The organism is Paractinoplanes ferrugineus, assembly GCF_016862195.1.
Lineage (GTDB): Bacteria > Actinomycetota > Actinomycetes > Mycobacteriales > Micromonosporaceae > Actinoplanes > Actinoplanes ferrugineus.
Genome location: NZ_BOMM01000047.1, coordinates 89,037 through 105,137 on the forward strand (window position 1 = coordinate 89,037; position 16,101 = coordinate 105,137).

Sequence of the window (16,101 nt, forward strand, 5' to 3'; positions counted from 1 at the left end):
GTCAGAGTCGGGCGATGGCCGAGGCCGGGTCCTCGATCGCGTCGGCGACGCCACGCATGAAGCCGGCCGCGACGCCGCCGTCGCAGACGCGGTGGTCGAACACGAAGCTCATCTGCGTGATCTTCCGGACGCACAGTTCGCCGCCGACCACCCACGGGCGATCCAGGATGCGGCCGAAGCCGAGGATAGCCACCTGCGGATGGTTGATGATCGCGGCGCTGCCGTCGACGCCGAAACCGCCGTAGTTGTTGAGCGTGAACGTGCCCGCCGACAGTTCTCGTGCGCTGGTGCGGCCGGCCCGGGCGGTGGCGGTGAGCCGGCGGATCTCGTCGCCGAGGCGGGCCGTGGTCATCGACTCGGCACCGAGCACCGCCGGCACCACCAGACCGCGCTCGCCCTGCACGGCGATACCGAGGTCGATGTGGTCGAACTCGATGATCTCCTGCCGCTCGGCGTCGAACCGGGCGTTGAGCACGGGGTACTCGCGCAGCGCGGCCACCGTGAAACGGGCCAGGTAGGCGAGCAGGCCCGGACCGCCCGGGTTGCTCTCGCGCAGCTGCCACAGCCTCGTCGCGTCCACATCGACCCACACTGTCGCTTCCGGGATCTCGGCACGGCTGCGGCTCAGCGCGGCCGTCGCGGCCTTGCGAAAACCACTGAGCGGGGTACGCCGTTCGCCCGCCCGTGGTGCGGAGGTCCGCGCCGGCGCGGAGGCGGCAACCGCGCGCTCGACGTCGGCCCGGACGATCACGCCACCGCGACCGGTCGCCTCGATCGAGGCCAGGTCGATGCCGTTGGCGCGGGCCAGGTTGCGCACCAGCGGTGAGGTGACTCGCGGCGCCGGCCGCGCTCCGGCGTCCGGGTGGGCGGGGGCAGCCGAGTGGGCGGGGGCAGACGGGTGAGCGGCGACGGGCGTGCCGGGAGTGCTCCGGGGGCGGCGACGACGAGCGGCGGCCGGGGCGGCGGAGGTGCCGTAGCCGATCAGGACGTTGCCGGAGCCGGCCTTCTCCTCCGCGCGGTAGGTGTCGGCCGGGGTCAGTGGCTCCACAGTGATCAGTGGCTCGCCGACGGCCAGCGTGGTGCCGGCGGTCGCGTGCAGGGTTGCCACCCGGCCGGCATAGGGCGACGGCACCTCGACCATCGACTTGGCCGTCTCCACCTCGGCGATGCCTTGGTCGACCTCGACGACGTCGCCCTCGGCCACGAGCCATTGCACGAGCTCCGCCTCGGTCAGGCCCTCGCCGAGGTCGGGCAGGCGAAACGTCTGAGCGGTCATCACTGCTCCCATTGCAGGTCGTCGACGGCGTCGAGCACCCGGTCCACGCCGGGCAGCTGGAAGTGCTCGAGTTTCGGCGGCGGGTAGGGGATGTCGAAGCCGCTGACCCGGCGGATCGGGGCGGCCAGCGAGGAGAAGCACCGTTCGGTGGTCCGGGCGACGATCTCCGAGGCGACGCTGGCGAACCCGGCCGCCTCGGCCACGACCACGGCGCGGCCGGTGGAGCGGACCGCGGCGCAGACGGTCTCGTCGTCGAACGGCACGATCGAGCGCAGGTCGACGACCTGCAGGCTCCGGCCCTCGCCGGCGGCCACCTCGGCCGCTTCGAGCGCCACCGGGACGGCCGGTCCGTACGCCAGCAGCGTGGCGTCGGTGCCGTGGCGGCGGACCACCGCCGTACCGATGCCGGGTCCGGACGCCGGGAGGGTGACCTCCTGCTTGCTCCAGTACAGCTTCTTGGGTTCCAGGAAGACGACCGGGTCGGGCGCGTCGATGGCCGCGCGCAGCAACGTGTACGCGTCGGCCGGGGTGGACGGCGCGACGACGTGCAGGCCCGGGGTATGGGCGTAGTACGCCTCGGAGGAGTCGCAGTGATGTTCCACCCCGCCGATGCCGCCGGCGTAGGGCACCCGGATCACCATGGGCAGCGCGACCCGGCCGCGGGTGCGGTTGCGCATCTTCGCGACGTGGCTGACGATCTGCTCGAACGCGGGGTAGGCGAACGCGTCGAACTGCATCTCGACGACCGGGCGCATTCCGTTCATGGCCATCCCGACCGCCATGCCGACGATGCCGGACTCCGCCAGCGGGGTGTCGAAGCAGCGGTTCTCGCCGAACTCGGCGGTCAGCCCGTCGGTGATCCGGAAGACCCCGCCGAGGGCGCCGACGTCCTCGCCGAACAGCACCACCGCCGGGTCGGCGGCCATGGCGTCGCGCAGAGCCTGGTTGAGTGCCTGCGCCATGGACATGGTGCGCATCTCGGCATCGAGCACCGTCATCAGGACGTTCCTTCCCGGCTGAGTTCGTCGCTGAGCAGGGCGGCTTGCTCGCGCAACTGGGGCGTCGAGTGGGCGTACACGTAGGTGAAAAGGTCTTGGGGGTCGGGTTCGATGTCGGTGTTGAGGCCGGCGCGCAGGTGCTCGGCCACCCGGTCGGCCTCGGCGTCGAATCGGGCGCGGGTCTCGTCGGTCAACACGCCGCGATCGCGCAGGTAGGTCTCCAGGCGGCGGATCGGGTCGCGGTCCAGCCATTCCTTGACCTCGGCCTCGTCGCGGTAGCGGGTCGCGTCGTCGGCGTTGGTGTGCGCCTGCATCCGATAGGTGTGCGCCTCGATCAGCTGCGGCCCCTGCCCCGCCCGGGCCCGGTCCACGGCTTCGCCGAGCACGGCGAGCAGCGCGGCCATGTCGTTGCCGTCGACACGTTCGGCGGCGATGCCGTAGCCGATGCCCTTGTGCGCGAGTGACGGCGCCGCCGACTGGCGGGCCAGCGGGACGCTGATCGCGTACTCGTTGTTCTGCACGAGGAAGACGACCGGGGCGCGGAAGACGGCGGCGAAGTTCAACGCCTCGTGGAAGTCGCCCTCGCTGGTGCCGCCGTCGCCGCACATCGCCATGACGACCGTCGGTTCGCCGCGCAGCCGGGCGGCGTGGGCGACGCCCACCGCGTGCGGCAGCTGGGTCGCGAGCGGCGTGGCGTGCGGGGCGACGTGATGCTCGTACGGGTCGTAGCCGCAGTGCCAGTCGCCTTTCAGCAGGCTCAGCGCCTCGACCGGGTCGACGCCCTTGACCACGGCGGCGACCGTGTCGCGGTAGGTGGGGAACAGCCAGTCGTCGGCGGTCAGCACCCGGGCGGCCGCGACCTGACACGCTTCCTGACCGTGCGAGGACGGGTAGACCGCCAGCCGGCCCTGGCGGACCAGCGCGTACGCCTGGTCGTTGAGCCGGCGGGCGGTGATCAGCGCGGCGAGGGACGCGAGCAGCTCGACGTCGTCCGGGACGGTGTGCGCCACGATGCCGGCCGGCTGTCCCTGGGCGTCGATCAGGGTGACCGGGTCCGCGGACGGCAGCAGCCGACGGGGGTCAGGTGTCATGGGGTAATGGTGTGGGCGTCCCCACTTGTGTTCCACATCTGGCCGAAGAACGAGAGAATGACGCTCCTGAACGATCGTTCAACGGCCAAACGTCCAGCCGGAGCGGCGGGCGCGAAGGGAGACGGAGACAGGTGGCCAGCACCCTCGACGACATCGACCGGCAGATCCTCGACGCGTTCCGGCGCGACGGGCGGATGTCGATCCGGACGCTGTCCGAGACACTGCACATCTCGCGGGCCAACGCCTACTCCCGCGTCCAGCGGCTCCGCGACGACGGCGTGATCAAGGGCTTCCGCGCCGATGTCGACCACGTCGCGGCCGGGCTGGGAACATCGGCGTACGTGACGGTGAACCTGCACCAGGCCGAGTGGCGCACGGTCGGCGAACGGCTGCGCACGCTGCCCGGAGTGGTGCACATCGCCCTGGTCGGCGGCGACTTCGACGTGATCCTGCTGGTCCGGGCCCGCGACAACGCCGACCTGCGACGCCTGGTCCTCGACGAGATCCAGGGCATGCCGGGGGTGGTGAACACCCGCACCTCCCTGGTGTTCGAGGAATTCGAGCCCAAGCCCGCCCAGCCGGCCGCGCCCGCGGGTTGACCGGGGCGGGCGTCCTTCGCGAAAACGTTTGTCATGGCAGTTGAGCTGCGCCGACGCCGCCGTTGAAATCCGGACAACGACATGCTTCAATCGGCTGGGGTGCTGGGAGCGCTCCCAAAGACGTCGGAGCCGGGCCGCCGGCCGCCCGCGTCGCACCTCCCCGCACCACGCCGAGCCGCGGGCCGGTCACCTCCGACCTGGCTTCGCGGGCATCCCCGCCCTTCAGGAGCATCCTCATGACCCGAGCAAGAACGAGAAACATCGGATTGGTGTCGGCGAGCCTCGCGTTGGTGGCAGGTGCGGCGGTCGTCGCCGCCCGGCCCGCGGACGCGGCAGCCGCCGGATGTTCGGTGACCTACGCCGTCTCGTCGCAGTGGCAGGGCGGGTTCGGCGCAAGCGTGGCGATCACCAACCTGGGTGATCCGTTGACCGGCTGGAACCTCACATGGTCGTTCGGGGCCGGGCAGACGGTGACGCAAGCGTGGAACACGACGCTGACCCAGAGCGGTTCCGCGGTGACGGCGGCAAACGTCGGCTACAACGGCGCGGTCGGCACCAACGGGACAGTCTCCTTCGGTTTCAACGGGTCGTGGACCGGCAGCAACCCGACGCCGTCGAGCTTCGCGCTGAACGGGGTGACCTGCACCGGCGGCACGACGACGACCCCGCCGACCACGGAGCCCACGACCGGACCCACCACCGGGCCCACGACCGGACCCACGACGGGCCCGACCACCGGACCCACGACGGGCCCGACCACGCCGCCCGCGACGTGCACGCTCCCGTCGTCGTATCGGTGGACGTCCACCGGACCGCTCGCCACCCCACGGTCGGGCTGGGTCTCGCTCAAGGACTTCACCGCCGTGCCCTACAACGGCAAGCACCTGGTCTACGCGACGACCCACGACACCGGCTCGACGTACAGCTCGATGAACTTCGGCCTTTTCACCAACTGGTCGGACATGGCTTCGGCCAGCCAGAACGCGATGTCCTCGGGCACCGTCGCGCCGACGCTGTTCTACTTCGCACCGAAGAACATCTGGGTGTTGACCTATCAGTGGGGAGCGACCGCGTTCTCCTACCGCACCTCGAGCGACCCGACCAACGCCAACGGCTGGTCGGCGGCGAAGCCGCTGTTCTCCGGCAGCATCACCGGTTCCGGCACCGGCCCCATCGACCAGACCATCATCGGTGACAGCCAGAACATGTACCTGTTCTTCGCCGGGGACAACGGCAAGATCTACCGAGCGAGCATGCCGATCGGGAACTTCCCCGGCAACTTCGGTACCAGCTACACCACGATCATGAGCGACACCCAGGCCAACCTGTTCGAGGCGGTCCAGGTCTACAAGGTGCAGGGCCAGAACCAGTACTTGATGATCGTCGAGGCGATGGGCCGCAACGGCCGATACTTCCGGTCGTTCACCGCCACCAGCCTGTCCGGCAACTGGACCCCACAGGCGGCCACCGAGAGCAACCCGTTCGCGGGCAAGGCCAACAGCGGTGCCACCTGGACCAACGACATCAGCCACGGCGACCTCGTCCGGGCCACCGCCGATCAGACCATGACCGTCGACCCCTGCAACCTGCAACTGCTCTACCAGGGGTACGCCCCCGGCTCGTACCCCGACTACGGCAAGCTGCCCTACCGCCCCGGTGTCCTGACGCTGCGGCGCTGACCAACGAGAACCGATGGGCTGCCACCGAAGTGGCAGCCCATCGTTCGGGCCGGCCGCCCGAGCACTTCGGCTTGTTCGAGGCGTTCGCCGGGGCGCAGGGCTCCGCCCGGGCCGGAGCAGGAGTGACCGAACCCTCCTCCTCGGATGAAGACCGAGGTCGGCCGGGCTCGCGGCGCGGATCGGCCGAGTCGTCGGCACGACCGCGCCCGGGGTCTCGTTCCGGTCGGGTGAATGCCGACATTGAGGTACGACATTGCGGAAAGTCACCGGTCCGTCAGGCGATGCGGACGACTCACCTCGCCGCGGGCGCGGGAACCTCTACCCTGGCCGGATGACTCAGGCCAGTCCCGCCGGCGCCAACGCGCGCGGCCGGGCGCGTCGCGAAGCACTCCTCACGGCGGTGACGGCGGATCTCGCCGCCAACGGGCTGGTCGACTTCTCGATGCGCCGGGCGGCGAGGGCCGCGGGCACCACCCACAAGGTACTGATCTATCACTTCCAGACCAGCGAGCTTCTTCTCGAGGAGGCCATGCGCCGGCTTCGGATGCGGCGCATCGAGGGCGCACTGACCGGCGCCGGGGCCGGCGGGACGCTGGCGGAGCGCGTACGGGCGCTGTGGCCGTCGCTGGCCGCGGACGACACCGGCCTCCGGGTCATCGACCAGGCCATCGGCCTGGCCATGTACGACCCGCAACGGTACGTCCATCTGGCGGCGGACGCCTCCGACCTCTACGTCGGACCGCTCGTCTCGCTGTGTCCGCCGGATTGGCGGGCGGAACGCAAGCGCCAGGTGGCCGAGATGGTCATGGCAACGATGCGCGGGTTCCTGATGGAGTGGCGCACCACCCGCGACGAGTCGCGGATCGAGGCCGGGCTGGCGGCTCTTACCCGCGCGCTGGACAGCGAGGAGGCCCGGGCCGACCACGAATGACCACGGCGTTGACCGCAAGTGAGCCAGGTGGTTCACTTGTGTCGGGGGGTGCCTGATGACTGTCCGGGCTCGCGTCAAGGTGCGGTTCAGCAGCGGTTCCGACGAGTGCGTCGCATACCACTACCCCGGCACGAACGGCGCCTGTGTGGTGATGGGCCCGGGCGGCGGGATCACGAAGGAGCCGGGCACCGACCGGTTCGCCACCCGTTTCCATCGCGCCGGCTACAGCGTCCTCGCCTTCGATCATCGGCACTGGGGGGAGAGCGGCGGGACGCCCCGTCAGGTCATCCGGGTGGGCTCCCAGCTGGCGGACTGGAAAGCGGCAGTGCGCACCGCCGCTCGACTTCCCGAGGTCGACGCCACCCGGATCGCGCTCTGGGGGTTCTCACTCTCCGGTGGTCACGTCGTCAAGGTCGCCGCCGACAGGGCGCTCGGAGTCGCGGCGGTGATCGCGCAGACCCCGTTCAGCGACGGGCTCGCGCTCTTCCCGAACGCCCTGCGACACGAGACGCTCGGCGTGGTGGCGCGATTCCCGCTCATCGCCGCCGGTGACCTGCTCCGCGGCGCCCTCGGACGCGAGCCCCGACTCATCCCGCTCGCCGGCCCGAAGGGGACGGTGGCGATGCTGACCACGCCCGACGCTCAACTGGGCGACCGCGCACTCGACCCGGACGGCGCCTACCCGGACTGGACCCGGTCGGTGGCGGCGCGTTCGGTGCTGCCGCTCGGCTCCTACCGCCCGACCCGGTCCGCTCGCAAGCTCACCGCCCCGCTGCTGGTGGTGGTGGCGCGCGCCGATCAGACGAACCTGCCCGGTCCCGCTGTCAAGATGGCCCGCCGAGCTCCCCGCCACGAACTCCTGGAGCTGTCCGGCCACCACTACGCCCCGTTCCTGGACGAACATGACACCGTCGTCGCCGCCGAGCTCGACTTCCTCGAGCGCCATCTGAGCACGTGACGACGATCAGCCCCGTGGCAACGCCGGGCCGACGACTCATGGAGCGGGCACGTCGTCGAACGTCGGCGGCACGGTCAGCCACGTCACCCGGTCGACGGGCCAGAACAACGTGAAGGCCCGCCCCACGATCGAGTCGGCCGGAATGGTCGCCTTCTCGATGTCCTGATCGGTCAGCCAGTGTTCGAGCGAGTCCGCGGAAGCTGAGCGGTGATCGCCCATCACCCAGATCCGGCCCGGCGGGACCGTGACGTCGAAGGGCTTGCCGGCCGCTTCATCGGCCACGCCGTCAAGATCCTTGAAGACGTACGGCTCGTCGAGAGCGTGGCCGTTGACCGTGATGCGGTGCGTGGCGTCGCAGCACTGGACACGGTCGCCGCCGACCCCGATGACACGCTTGATGAAGTCCTTGTCCTTGCTGCTCTTACGCCATTGCCGCGGAGCCTCGAAGACGATGATCTCGCCGCGCCGGGGGTCGCGGAAATTGTAGGTCAGCTTGTTGACCAGCACCTTGTCGTTGATGTCGAGGGTGTGCTCCATCGAGGGCGAAGGGATGAAGAACGTCTGCACCACGAACGCCCGCACCAGGAGGGCGACCAATACCGCCACCCCGAGGAGGATCGGCAACTCGCGCCAGAACGAACCCCGACGCTTATCGATCTGCTCGTCCACCATGAACGGATCGTACGCATCAGTCGCCAACCACGGGCCCGGTGATCACGTGCACCGGCCCGCAGCATCCCGGGCTCCGTTCCGGGCTCCGGCAGCCGCCGGTCTCTAACCTGACACCGACCAGCACCACCGGCACGATGGGCGGGCTCGGCCGCGCGCTCCAGGGAAAACGTTTGTCATGCCGCCTGAACTGCGGTGATGTTTCCATTGAGTTGCAGGACAGTGACATGTTTCAATGTGTTGGCTGGGAGCGCTCCCGCGCCCCCGCGATGCCGCCGTCCGGCCGCGCCGCGAGCGAGATCGCTGGGCCGGCCAACATCATCGCCGCCGCTGTCGCTGCACCCGGAGGAGACCATGAGACGTACGCATCGCGTGCCCCGAGCGCTGCTCGCCGGCCTGGCCGGGGTGGCGTTACTCGGCACCACCGCCGTGCTGACCGCGAATCCGGCCGCGGCGGCGGCCGGCTGCCGGGTCGACTACACCATCAGTTCGTCGTGGCCCGGCGGGTTCGGCGCGACCGTCGCGGTCACGAACCTCGGCGACCCCGTCGACGGGTGGCGGCTCACCTGGTCGTTCACCGCGGGGCAATCGATCACCCAGCTGTGGAACGGCTCGTACACCCAGACGGGCGCCGCGGTCACCGTCACCAACGCCGCCTACAACGCGTCGATCGCTTCCGGCGCGACGGCAAGCGTCGGCTTCAACGGCAGCTCGACCGGGACGAACCCGATCCCGGCCGCGTTCAGCCTCAACGGCACCAGTTGCACCGGCGGCGTCGTCAGCCCGCCGACCAGCCCGCCGGTCACACCGACCACGCCGCCGACCACGCCGCCGCCGGCGCGGCAGGGCCCCTGTGACATCTACTCGGCCGGCGGCACCCCCTGCGTGGCGGCGCACAGCACCACCCGCGCGCTGTACGGCGCCTACAACGGCCCGCTCTACCAGGTGCGCCGCTCGTCCGACAACACCACCCGGGACATCGGCTTGCAAACCGCCGGCGGGGTCGTCAACGCCGCCACCCAGGACTCGTTCTGCGCCGGCACCAACTGCGTCATCACCATCCTGTACGACCAGTCCGGCCGCAACAACCGCCTCACCCAGGCCCCGCCCGGATATTGGAAGGGCCCGGCCGCCGGCGGCTACGACAACCTCGCCGACGCGAAAGCCGCACCGATCACCGTCGGCGGCCAGAAGGCGTACGGCGTCTACATCGCCCCCGGCACCGGCTACCGCAACAACAACACCAACGGCGTGGCCAAGGGTGACCAGCCGGAGGGGATCTACGCGATCGTCGACGGCACGCACTACAACCAGTGGTGCTGCTTCGACTACGGCAACGCCCAGACCGACGGCATAGCCGACGCCCCCGCCATCATGGAAACCGTCTACTTCGGTGCCGACAAGCAATGGGGCTGGGGTGCCGGCAACGGCCCCTGGATCATGGGCGACCTGGAATGGGGACTCTTCTCCGGGGACAAGGCCGGGTACAACAACCTCGCCTCGATCAACCACCGTTTCGTCACCGCCATGGTCAAGGGCGAACCGAACCACTGGGCGATCCGCGGCGGCGACGCGCAGTCCGGCGATCTCACCAACTACTTCGACGGCAAACGGCCCAGCGGCTACAACCCGATGAAGAAGGAAGGCGCCATCCTGCTCGGCATCGGCGGCGACAACAGCGTGAGCGGCCGCGGCACCTTCTACGAAGGCGTACTGACCAGCGGCTACCCGACGGCCGCGACCGAGAACGCCGTACAGGCGAACATCACCACCGCCCGCTACCACCAATAGCCCGGTCTCCGCGGCAACGGGCGGGGCGCCTGGACGTCCGGGCGCCCGCTCAACGAGAGGAAACTAATGCAGATCGCTCATCCCCCGCGCGCCCTGGTCCGGGCGATGGTCGGCGCCGCCGTGGCCATCAGCGCGGTGTCGCTCAGCGCCGTCTCCGGCGTGTCGCGGGCCGCCGCGGCCGACCTCGACCCCAGCCAGTTCCACGGCGTCAACTGGGCCCGCCTGGGCGACAACTTCTACGGCGGCAACCTGGTCCTGCACGGATTGAGCGGATCGGACAGCTACGCGACGGTCAAGGCCAAGGCGGACGCCGTCTACAACGGCTTCCGAACCAATCTCGGCGCCAACACCGTCCGACTGCCGATCAACACCTATACCACCGGTTCCGCCTGGTGGAACTCCTACACCGGCGCCATCGACTCGGCTCTCGGCAACGGTTTCAAGGTCGTCCTCTCCTACTGGGACGACGGCGTCGCCTCAAAGAACAGCAAGATCGTCAACAAGGCGGCCTTCGACGCGATGTGGAACACCGCCGTCGCCAAATACGGCGCCAACAACCAGGTCTACTTCGAGCCGATGAACGAACCCGGCGGGCACAGCACCAGCGAGTGGGCCAACGTCGCCGCGACCTGGATATCCGACCGCCCGTCGGTGCCCCGGAACCGCATCTTCGTGAGCGGTTCCGGGCTCAACGCCGACATCAAATCCATGTGTGCCGACCACCGGCTCGACGGAACCTACCTGTCCTGGCACACCTACACGTTCTTCACCGGCGCGAAGAGCTACGACGAGTGGGTCCGCTACACCCAGAACGCGGTGGGCAACTGCGCCGGCCGGACGGTCGTCGACGAATTCGGCGCCCCGATGGACACCGGCCTGAACTACAACGACGCCAACAGCACGGACAACTTCGTACGCTATTTCAGGGCGACCACGCAGGTGATCCACGACCTGCACATGGGCGCCGTCTATTGGCCCGGTCTCGGCGGCAAGAACCACAACAATCAGGGCGACGACTGGTACGCCATGCAGAAACTGCACGGCACCGGCACCGGTCTCACTCTCACCACGCCCAGCACCACCGGCGCCGGACGCCTCCGGTACGCCTGGACCGCCACCGTGCCGCCCAGCAGCACCACGCCGTCGCCCAGTCCCAGCTCGCCGTCGCCCAGCCCCAGCTCGCCGTCGCCCAGCCCGACCACCCCGCCGGCCAGCCCGTCCACCCCGCCGCCGGCCACCTCGGCCTGCCGCGTCGGCGCCGCCGTCAACGCCTGGAACAGCGGCCTCACCGAAACCATCACGATCACGAACGCCGGCGCCGCCGCGATAAACGGCTGGAGCCTCACGTTCGACCTGCCCGCCGGCCAGACCATCACCTCGGGCTGGAACGCCACCTACACGCCCACGACGGGCCGAGTCGCCGCCACCAACGCGTCCTACAACGCCGCCATCGCCCCCGGCGCCTCGGTGAGCATCGGGTTCCAGGCCAGTCACACCGGCAACGCCGGCAACCCGGCGTCCTTCACGCTCAACGGCACCACCTGCGACAACAGCTGACAAGCCGGCCTCGGCGGAACGTCGCCGGCGGGCGGGAGACGGTCTCGTCGGAGTGCGGCCGTCTCCCCGCGCGTCGAGGACACCGTAGCCGCATGACGTCGATGTCCGTCGTTTGACGGGCGCATCGGAAAACGTTAGCTTGGCGACAGCTATCCATAGACACTGATGGATTTCCGAGCCGGGTCGCGAGTCGTCGGCGCCCGGCCATCACCCCCTCTCCGGCCGCAGCGCCGCCCGACGTCCGTGCGTCCCGCGCCGCCGGTATCCCCCGCTCGCCGCCACCGGTCGACGGGACCACGCTCCGCCGAGCCGCCACCCGCCTCGGTCCCCTCGGCAGAAAAGGAATCAGCCTTGATGACAACACGCAGGGACGGCGGAGCGAGCCGCCGACCGACCGACCCACCACCGCGGCGGTTCCGTCGCTGGGCCGCGGCCGCAGGTCTACTGCTGGCGGCGGCGGGCATACAGGTCGTCTCCCCCGAGCCGGCGCAGGCCGCCACCGGGATCACCATCAACGGGTCGTCCGGCGGCCGCACGCTCGACGGCGTCGGAGCCATCAGCGGCGGCGGCGGCAACAGCCGGCTGCTGATCGACTACCCCGAACCGCAGCGCAGTGACATCCTCGACTACCTGTTCAAGCCGGGCTACGGCGCGGCCATGCAGATCATGAAGACGGAGATCGGCGGGGACACCAACTCGACCTCCGGCGCCGAACCGAGCCACGAGCACACCCGCGGGGCGATCAACTGCAACCGGGGCTACGAGTGGTGGCTGATGGGTGAGGCGAAGGCCCGCAACCCCAACATCAAGCTCGTCGGGCTGGCCTGGGGCGCGCCGGGCTGGATCGGCAACAACACGTTCTTCACCAACGACGCGATCGACTATCTGGTGGCGTGGCTCGGGTGCGCCACCTCGCACGGGCTGACGATCGACTACCTCGGCGGCTGGAACGAGAAGGGCCGCGACCTCACCTGGTACAAGAACCTGCGGTCGGCGCTGAACTCGCGCGGCTACGCCGCCGTCAAGATCGTCGCCTCGGACGACTTCGGCTGGGGACCGGCCGACGACGCGCAACGCGACCCCGCGTTCGGCAACGCCATCGCGGTGTACGGCAGCCACTACGTCTGCGGCTATCGCAGCGCCCAGAGCAGCTGCCCGAGTTCGACCAACGCCATCAACTCCGGCAAGTCGCTGTGGGCGAGCGAGAACGGCTCGGACGACTACAACGCCGGCGCCAATGCCCTGGCCCGCGGGATCAACCGCGGCTACATCGACGGCAAGATGACCGGTTACCTCAACTGGCCGGTCATCGCCGCCATCACCCCGAACGTCCCCTGGTCCACCACCGGCCTGGCGGTCGCTCAGCAACCCTGGTCGGGTAACTACTCGATCGGCAAGAACGCCTGGGTGATGGGCCAGACGACCCAGTTCAGCGCGCCCGGCTGGAAGTACCTCGACAGTTCCTCCGGGTACATCGGCGGCAACCGCAACAACGGCAGCTTCGTCTCCCTGAAGTCGCCCAACAACAGCAACTACAGCACCGTCATCGAGACGATGGACGCCGGGTCGGCCCAGGATCTGCAGTTCAACGTCACCGGCGGGCTGTCGACCGGCACCGTGCACGTGTGGTCCACCAACGTGCGGTCCAACAACCAGGCCGACTTCTTCGTCAAGCGCAGCGACATCACGCCGTCCAACGGCTCGTTCTCGCTGACCGTCCAGCCCGGCTACGTCTACAGCATCACCACCACCACCGGGCAGGGCAAGGGCACCGCGACGAGTCCGGCGCAGCGCTCGCTCGCCCTGCCGTACACCGACACCTTCGACAGCTACCAGACCGGCCGGGAGGCGAAATACCTCTCCGATCACCAGGGCTCGTTCGAGGTGGTCGCCTGCGGCGCAAGCCGGACCGGGCAGTGCGTACGCCAGATGTCCGAACAGGCGCCGATCTACTGGACCGACGGTCACGCCGAGCCGTTCACCCTGCTCGGCGACCTCGGCTGGCGGGACTACACGGTCTCGTCCGACGTCATGCTGGAGAAGAGCGGCTACGCCCAGCTCATCGGCCGGGCCGGCAACTACAACCACCAGGGCCCGCAGAACCTCAACGGGTACTACCTGCGGGTGGCCGACAACGGCTCGTGGTCGATCCGCAGCAACAACACCAGCGGCAACCAGCGGACCCTGGCCAGCGGAACGACGGCGGCGCTGGGCACCGGCCGCTGGCACAACGTGGCCCTCACGATGAGCGGCAGCAGCCTGACCGCGACCATCGACGGCACCATCGTGGGCCGCGCCACGGACTCGGCCTTCAGCGCCGGTCAGATCGGCTACGCCACCGGGCAGGGCGTGACCGCACAGTTCGACAACCTCAAGATTTACAGCGGCAGCGTGCCGCCGGACCCGACCCCGACCCCGTCGCCGTCGGTGAGCCCGTCGGTTCCGGTCAGCCCGAGTCCGTCCGGTCCGGGCGGGTGCACCGCCACCTACAAGGTGGTGTCCGAGTGGTCCGGCGGCTTCCAGAGTGAAATCACCGTCACCAACGCCTCGTCCGGGGCGTCGACCGGCTGGCAGGCCGCCTTCACCTTGGCCGACGGGCAACAGGTGAGCCAGTCCTGGAACGCCGACGTCAAGCAGAGCGGGTCGACGGTGACCGCCACCAACGTCAGTTACAACGGCACTCTCGCCCCCGGCGCCTCGGCGACCTTCGGCTTCCTCGGTTCCCGTACCGGCAACTCCACCTCCGCACCGACGGTGAGCTGCACACTGAGCTGATCCACGCAGCACCGCGGTGGCGGGCCCGGCAGTCGCCGGGCCCGCCACCGCGGCATCGGTCGCCCCTGGTCGGGCGCCGGCGCCCGCTCATCGGGGCCGGCCAGGCGCAAGGGGCCGCTGAATTCCTCAAGCGCACCGGCCGCCGTCCGATGGAATCCTCAGGGTCGCGTCGCGACCGCGGAGAGGGCGGTGTCCGTGGCGAGGCTGTCCACCGCCGGCCGGAAGATCCTGGCCGACGTCCCGACCCGGATCGCGGTGCTCGCCGGAGTCGGCTGGCTGATCTGCTACGCCATTCTCACCGTGCTCAGCGAGGACAACCCGAGCCGGGCGAAGTTCGTCGGCGACGTCCTCTACCTGCTGCCGATCGCCGCCGGCGCGATCGCCGCCGCGGTCGCCGCACGCCGCCTGACCGGGCGACACCGGGCGTTGTGGCGGCTGCTCGCCATCGCCTACGGCGCTCAGCTGGCCGGGGAGCTCATCTGGACCGGCTACGACTACCTGACGCCGAGCGGGCCACCCGACCCGTCCTTCGCCGACGTCTGCTATCTGACCGCGTCGGTGGTGACCGTCGCGGCGGTCCTGGTCGGGTTCGGCGGGGGCGGCCGGCTGCGGCAGCTGCGCGGCCTGCTGGACACCCTGCTGCTGATCGCCAGTGCGGGCGCGATGGGCTGGCAGATCCTCATCCGGCCCCAACTGTCCGACGGCATGGCGCTGTCGAACCTGTTCACCGTCGCCTACCCGCTGCTGGACATCGCCCTGATCTGCTGTCTCGGCATCGTGGGGATCGGCGGCCACCGCCAACTTCCCCTTTCGGTACGCCTCGTCGGCTATGCCGGCGGACTCAACGCGATCAGCGACATGCTCTACACGTACCAGCTGGTCTTCAGCACCTACGCCAGTGGCAGCTGGGTCGATGTGGCCTTCGAAGCCAGCGCGACCTGTTCCTTCGTCGCCGCCGTGGTGGCGATCCGGTTCCGAGAGCCCGCGGCGCGACGCCGCACCTTCGACCGCGGCTTCACGGTGCTGCCGGTCCTCACCGCCACCCTGGCCTCCTGCACACTCGTCGTCGTCGAGCGGGTGACCAGCGGCACGACCAGCGTCCTGACGCTGATCATCGTCGGCGTGCTCATCCTGGCGATGCTGACCCGGCAGTATCTGTTCGCCGCCGACCGGGCGAGCCTGGCCACGGAGCTGCGCCATGCCGTCCAGGAGCAGCAGCGCCTGGCCGTCACCGATGGATTGACCGGCCTGCACAACCGTCGCTTCCTCACCGAGCGGATGGCCGCCGAGGCGGGTTCCGCACCGGACGGCCACCCGGTCAGCCTGCTCGTGATCGACCTCGACCATTTCAAGACGGTCAACGACACGTACGGCCATCCCGTCGGCGACGTGGTGTTGCGCGAGTCCGCCGGGCGCATCGCCGCGGTCTGCCGGACGGACGACGTCGTGGCCCGGTACGGCGGCGAGGAGTTCGTCGTGTTCTGCCCGGCCGCCGACGAGTCGCAGGCGCGGGCCCTGGCCGAGCGCATCCGGCAGAGCATCACCGGGACCCCGATCGTGGCCGGTGGCACACGGATCCCGGTCTCCGCGTCGATCGGCGTGGCCACCCGCCCGGCCGGCGCGGCGGACTCCCTGATGACCGCGGCCGACCAGGCGCTCTACCGGGCGAAGACGACCGGCCGCGATCGGGTCGCCGTCGCGGCGGCCGGCTGAGAATCGGGTCCGCGGCGTGCGTGCACAGCCGCCGGCTCGAGCCGTCCCGGGGATGCGCGGGAGG

At 69.9% G+C, this 16,101-nt stretch carries 12 protein-coding genes; 8 read left to right on the top strand and 4 right to left on the bottom strand.

Translation table 11 applies throughout. The annotated features are described in order from the left end of the window. Position 1: 1 nt before the first annotated feature. The 3 genes from Afe05nite_RS24830 to pdhA are packed head-to-tail and all read right to left on the bottom strand — an operon-like array spanning position 2 to position 3,365. Complete coding sequence (locus tag Afe05nite_RS24830; RefSeq protein WP_239118170.1) at positions 2 to 1,276, bottom strand: dihydrolipoamide acetyltransferase family protein; 1,275 nt, start codon at positions 1,274 to 1,276, stop codon at positions 2 to 4. Beyond that, positions 1,276 to 2,253 (bottom strand): alpha-ketoacid dehydrogenase subunit beta, encoded by a 978-nt coding sequence (locus Afe05nite_RS24835; RefSeq protein WP_203819796.1) that lies wholly within the window; start codon positions 2,251 to 2,253, stop codon positions 1,276 to 1,278. Before Afe05nite_RS24835 ends, Afe05nite_RS24830 begins: the two co-directional genes overlap by 1 nt. 20 nt (positions 2,254 to 2,273) lie before the next feature. Continuing rightward, complete coding sequence (pdhA, locus tag Afe05nite_RS24840) at positions 2,274 to 3,365, bottom strand: pyruvate dehydrogenase (acetyl-transferring) E1 component subunit alpha (protein WP_203819599.1); 1,092 nt, start codon at positions 3,363 to 3,365, stop codon at positions 2,274 to 2,276. Between the two features lie 131 nt (positions 3,366 to 3,496). On the opposite strand from pdhA, the gene Afe05nite_RS24845 reads away from it, so the two are divergent. The 4 genes from Afe05nite_RS24845 to Afe05nite_RS24860 all read left to right on the top strand — a co-directional run bounded on the left by Afe05nite_RS24845 (position 3,497) and on the right by Afe05nite_RS24860 (position 7,532). Next, positions 3,497 to 3,964, top strand: coding sequence for an Lrp/AsnC family transcriptional regulator (locus tag Afe05nite_RS24845; protein ID WP_203819600.1), 468 nt, complete (start codon positions 3,497 to 3,499; stop codon positions 3,962 to 3,964). 236 nt (positions 3,965 to 4,200) lie between these two features. Continuing rightward, the gene (locus Afe05nite_RS24850; protein ID WP_203819601.1) at positions 4,201 to 5,643 is read left to right on the top strand and encodes a non-reducing end alpha-L-arabinofuranosidase family hydrolase; all 1,443 of its coding nucleotides are present in this window, start codon (positions 4,201 to 4,203) and stop codon (positions 5,641 to 5,643) included. A gap of 331 nt (positions 5,644 to 5,974) precedes the next feature. Next, positions 5,975 to 6,574, top strand: a complete 600-nt coding sequence (locus tag Afe05nite_RS24855) for a TetR/AcrR family transcriptional regulator (RefSeq protein WP_203819602.1) — start codon at positions 5,975 to 5,977, stop codon at positions 6,572 to 6,574. A gap of 55 nt (positions 6,575 to 6,629) precedes the next feature. Continuing rightward, on the top strand, positions 6,630 to 7,532 hold the full coding sequence (locus tag Afe05nite_RS24860) for an alpha/beta hydrolase (RefSeq protein ID WP_203819603.1): 903 nt from the start codon (positions 6,630 to 6,632) through the stop codon (positions 7,530 to 7,532). Positions 7,533 to 7,568: 36 nt separating this feature from the next. On the opposite strand, the gene lepB is transcribed toward Afe05nite_RS24860, so the two are convergent. Beyond that, positions 7,569 to 8,204 carry a signal peptidase I gene (lepB, locus tag Afe05nite_RS24865; protein WP_203819604.1) on the bottom strand — a complete coding sequence of 212 codons (636 nt, stop codon included), beginning with the start codon at positions 8,202 to 8,204 and terminating at the stop codon, positions 7,569 to 7,571. A gap of 351 nt (positions 8,205 to 8,555) precedes the next feature. On the opposite strand from lepB, the gene Afe05nite_RS24870 reads away from it, so the two are divergent. The 4 genes from Afe05nite_RS24870 to Afe05nite_RS24885 all read left to right on the top strand — a co-directional run bounded on the left by Afe05nite_RS24870 (position 8,556) and on the right by Afe05nite_RS24885 (position 16,037). Next, complete coding sequence (locus tag Afe05nite_RS24870; RefSeq protein WP_203819605.1) at positions 8,556 to 9,992, top strand: arabinofuranosidase catalytic domain-containing protein; 1,437 nt, start codon at positions 8,556 to 8,558, stop codon at positions 9,990 to 9,992. A gap of 66 nt (positions 9,993 to 10,058) precedes the next feature. Continuing rightward, the gene (locus tag Afe05nite_RS24875; RefSeq protein WP_239118172.1) at positions 10,059 to 11,549 is read left to right on the top strand and encodes a cellulose binding domain-containing protein; all 1,491 of its coding nucleotides are present in this window, start codon (positions 10,059 to 10,061) and stop codon (positions 11,547 to 11,549) included. 354 nt (positions 11,550 to 11,903) lie between these two features. After that, on the top strand, positions 11,904 to 14,324 hold the full coding sequence (locus tag Afe05nite_RS24880) for a cellulose binding domain-containing protein (protein WP_203819606.1): 2,421 nt from the start codon (positions 11,904 to 11,906) through the stop codon (positions 14,322 to 14,324). Between the two features lie 189 nt (positions 14,325 to 14,513). Further along, entirely contained in the window at positions 14,514 to 16,037 is a 1,524-nt protein-coding gene (locus Afe05nite_RS24885) for a GGDEF domain-containing protein (RefSeq protein ID WP_203819607.1), read from the top strand. Positions 16,038 to 16,101: the final 64 nt, after the last annotated feature.

Excerpts from the sequence above, each read along its gene's own strand:
- Afe05nite_RS24875 (WP_239118172.1), top strand. The coding sequence starts at position 10,059 with ATGCAGATCGCTCATCCCCCGCGCGCCCTGGTCCGGGCGATGGTCGGC.
- Afe05nite_RS24860 (WP_203819603.1), top strand. The coding sequence starts at position 6,630 with ATGACTGTCCGGGCTCGCGTCAAGGTGCGGTTCAGCAGCGGTTCCGAC.
- Afe05nite_RS24835 (WP_203819796.1), bottom strand. The coding sequence starts at position 2,253 with ATGCGCACCATGTCCATGGCGCAGGCACTCAACCAGGCTCTGCGCGAC.
- pdhA (WP_203819599.1), bottom strand. The coding sequence starts at position 3,365 with ATGACACCTGACCCCCGTCGGCTGCTGCCGTCCGCGGACCCGGTCACC.
- Afe05nite_RS24830 (WP_239118170.1), bottom strand. The coding sequence starts at position 1,276 with ATGACCGCTCAGACGTTTCGCCTGCCCGACCTCGGCGAGGGCCTGACC.
- Afe05nite_RS24870 (WP_203819605.1), top strand. The coding sequence starts at position 8,556 with ATGAGACGTACGCATCGCGTGCCCCGAGCGCTGCTCGCCGGCCTGGCC.
- Afe05nite_RS24850 (WP_203819601.1), top strand. The coding sequence starts at position 4,201 with ATGACCCGAGCAAGAACGAGAAACATCGGATTGGTGTCGGCGAGCCTC.
- Afe05nite_RS24855 (WP_203819602.1), top strand. The coding sequence starts at position 5,975 with ATGACTCAGGCCAGTCCCGCCGGCGCCAACGCGCGCGGCCGGGCGCGT.
- Afe05nite_RS24880 (WP_203819606.1), top strand. The coding sequence starts at position 11,904 with ATGACAACACGCAGGGACGGCGGAGCGAGCCGCCGACCGACCGACCCA.
- lepB (WP_203819604.1), bottom strand. The coding sequence starts at position 8,204 with ATGGTGGACGAGCAGATCGATAAGCGTCGGGGTTCGTTCTGGCGCGAG.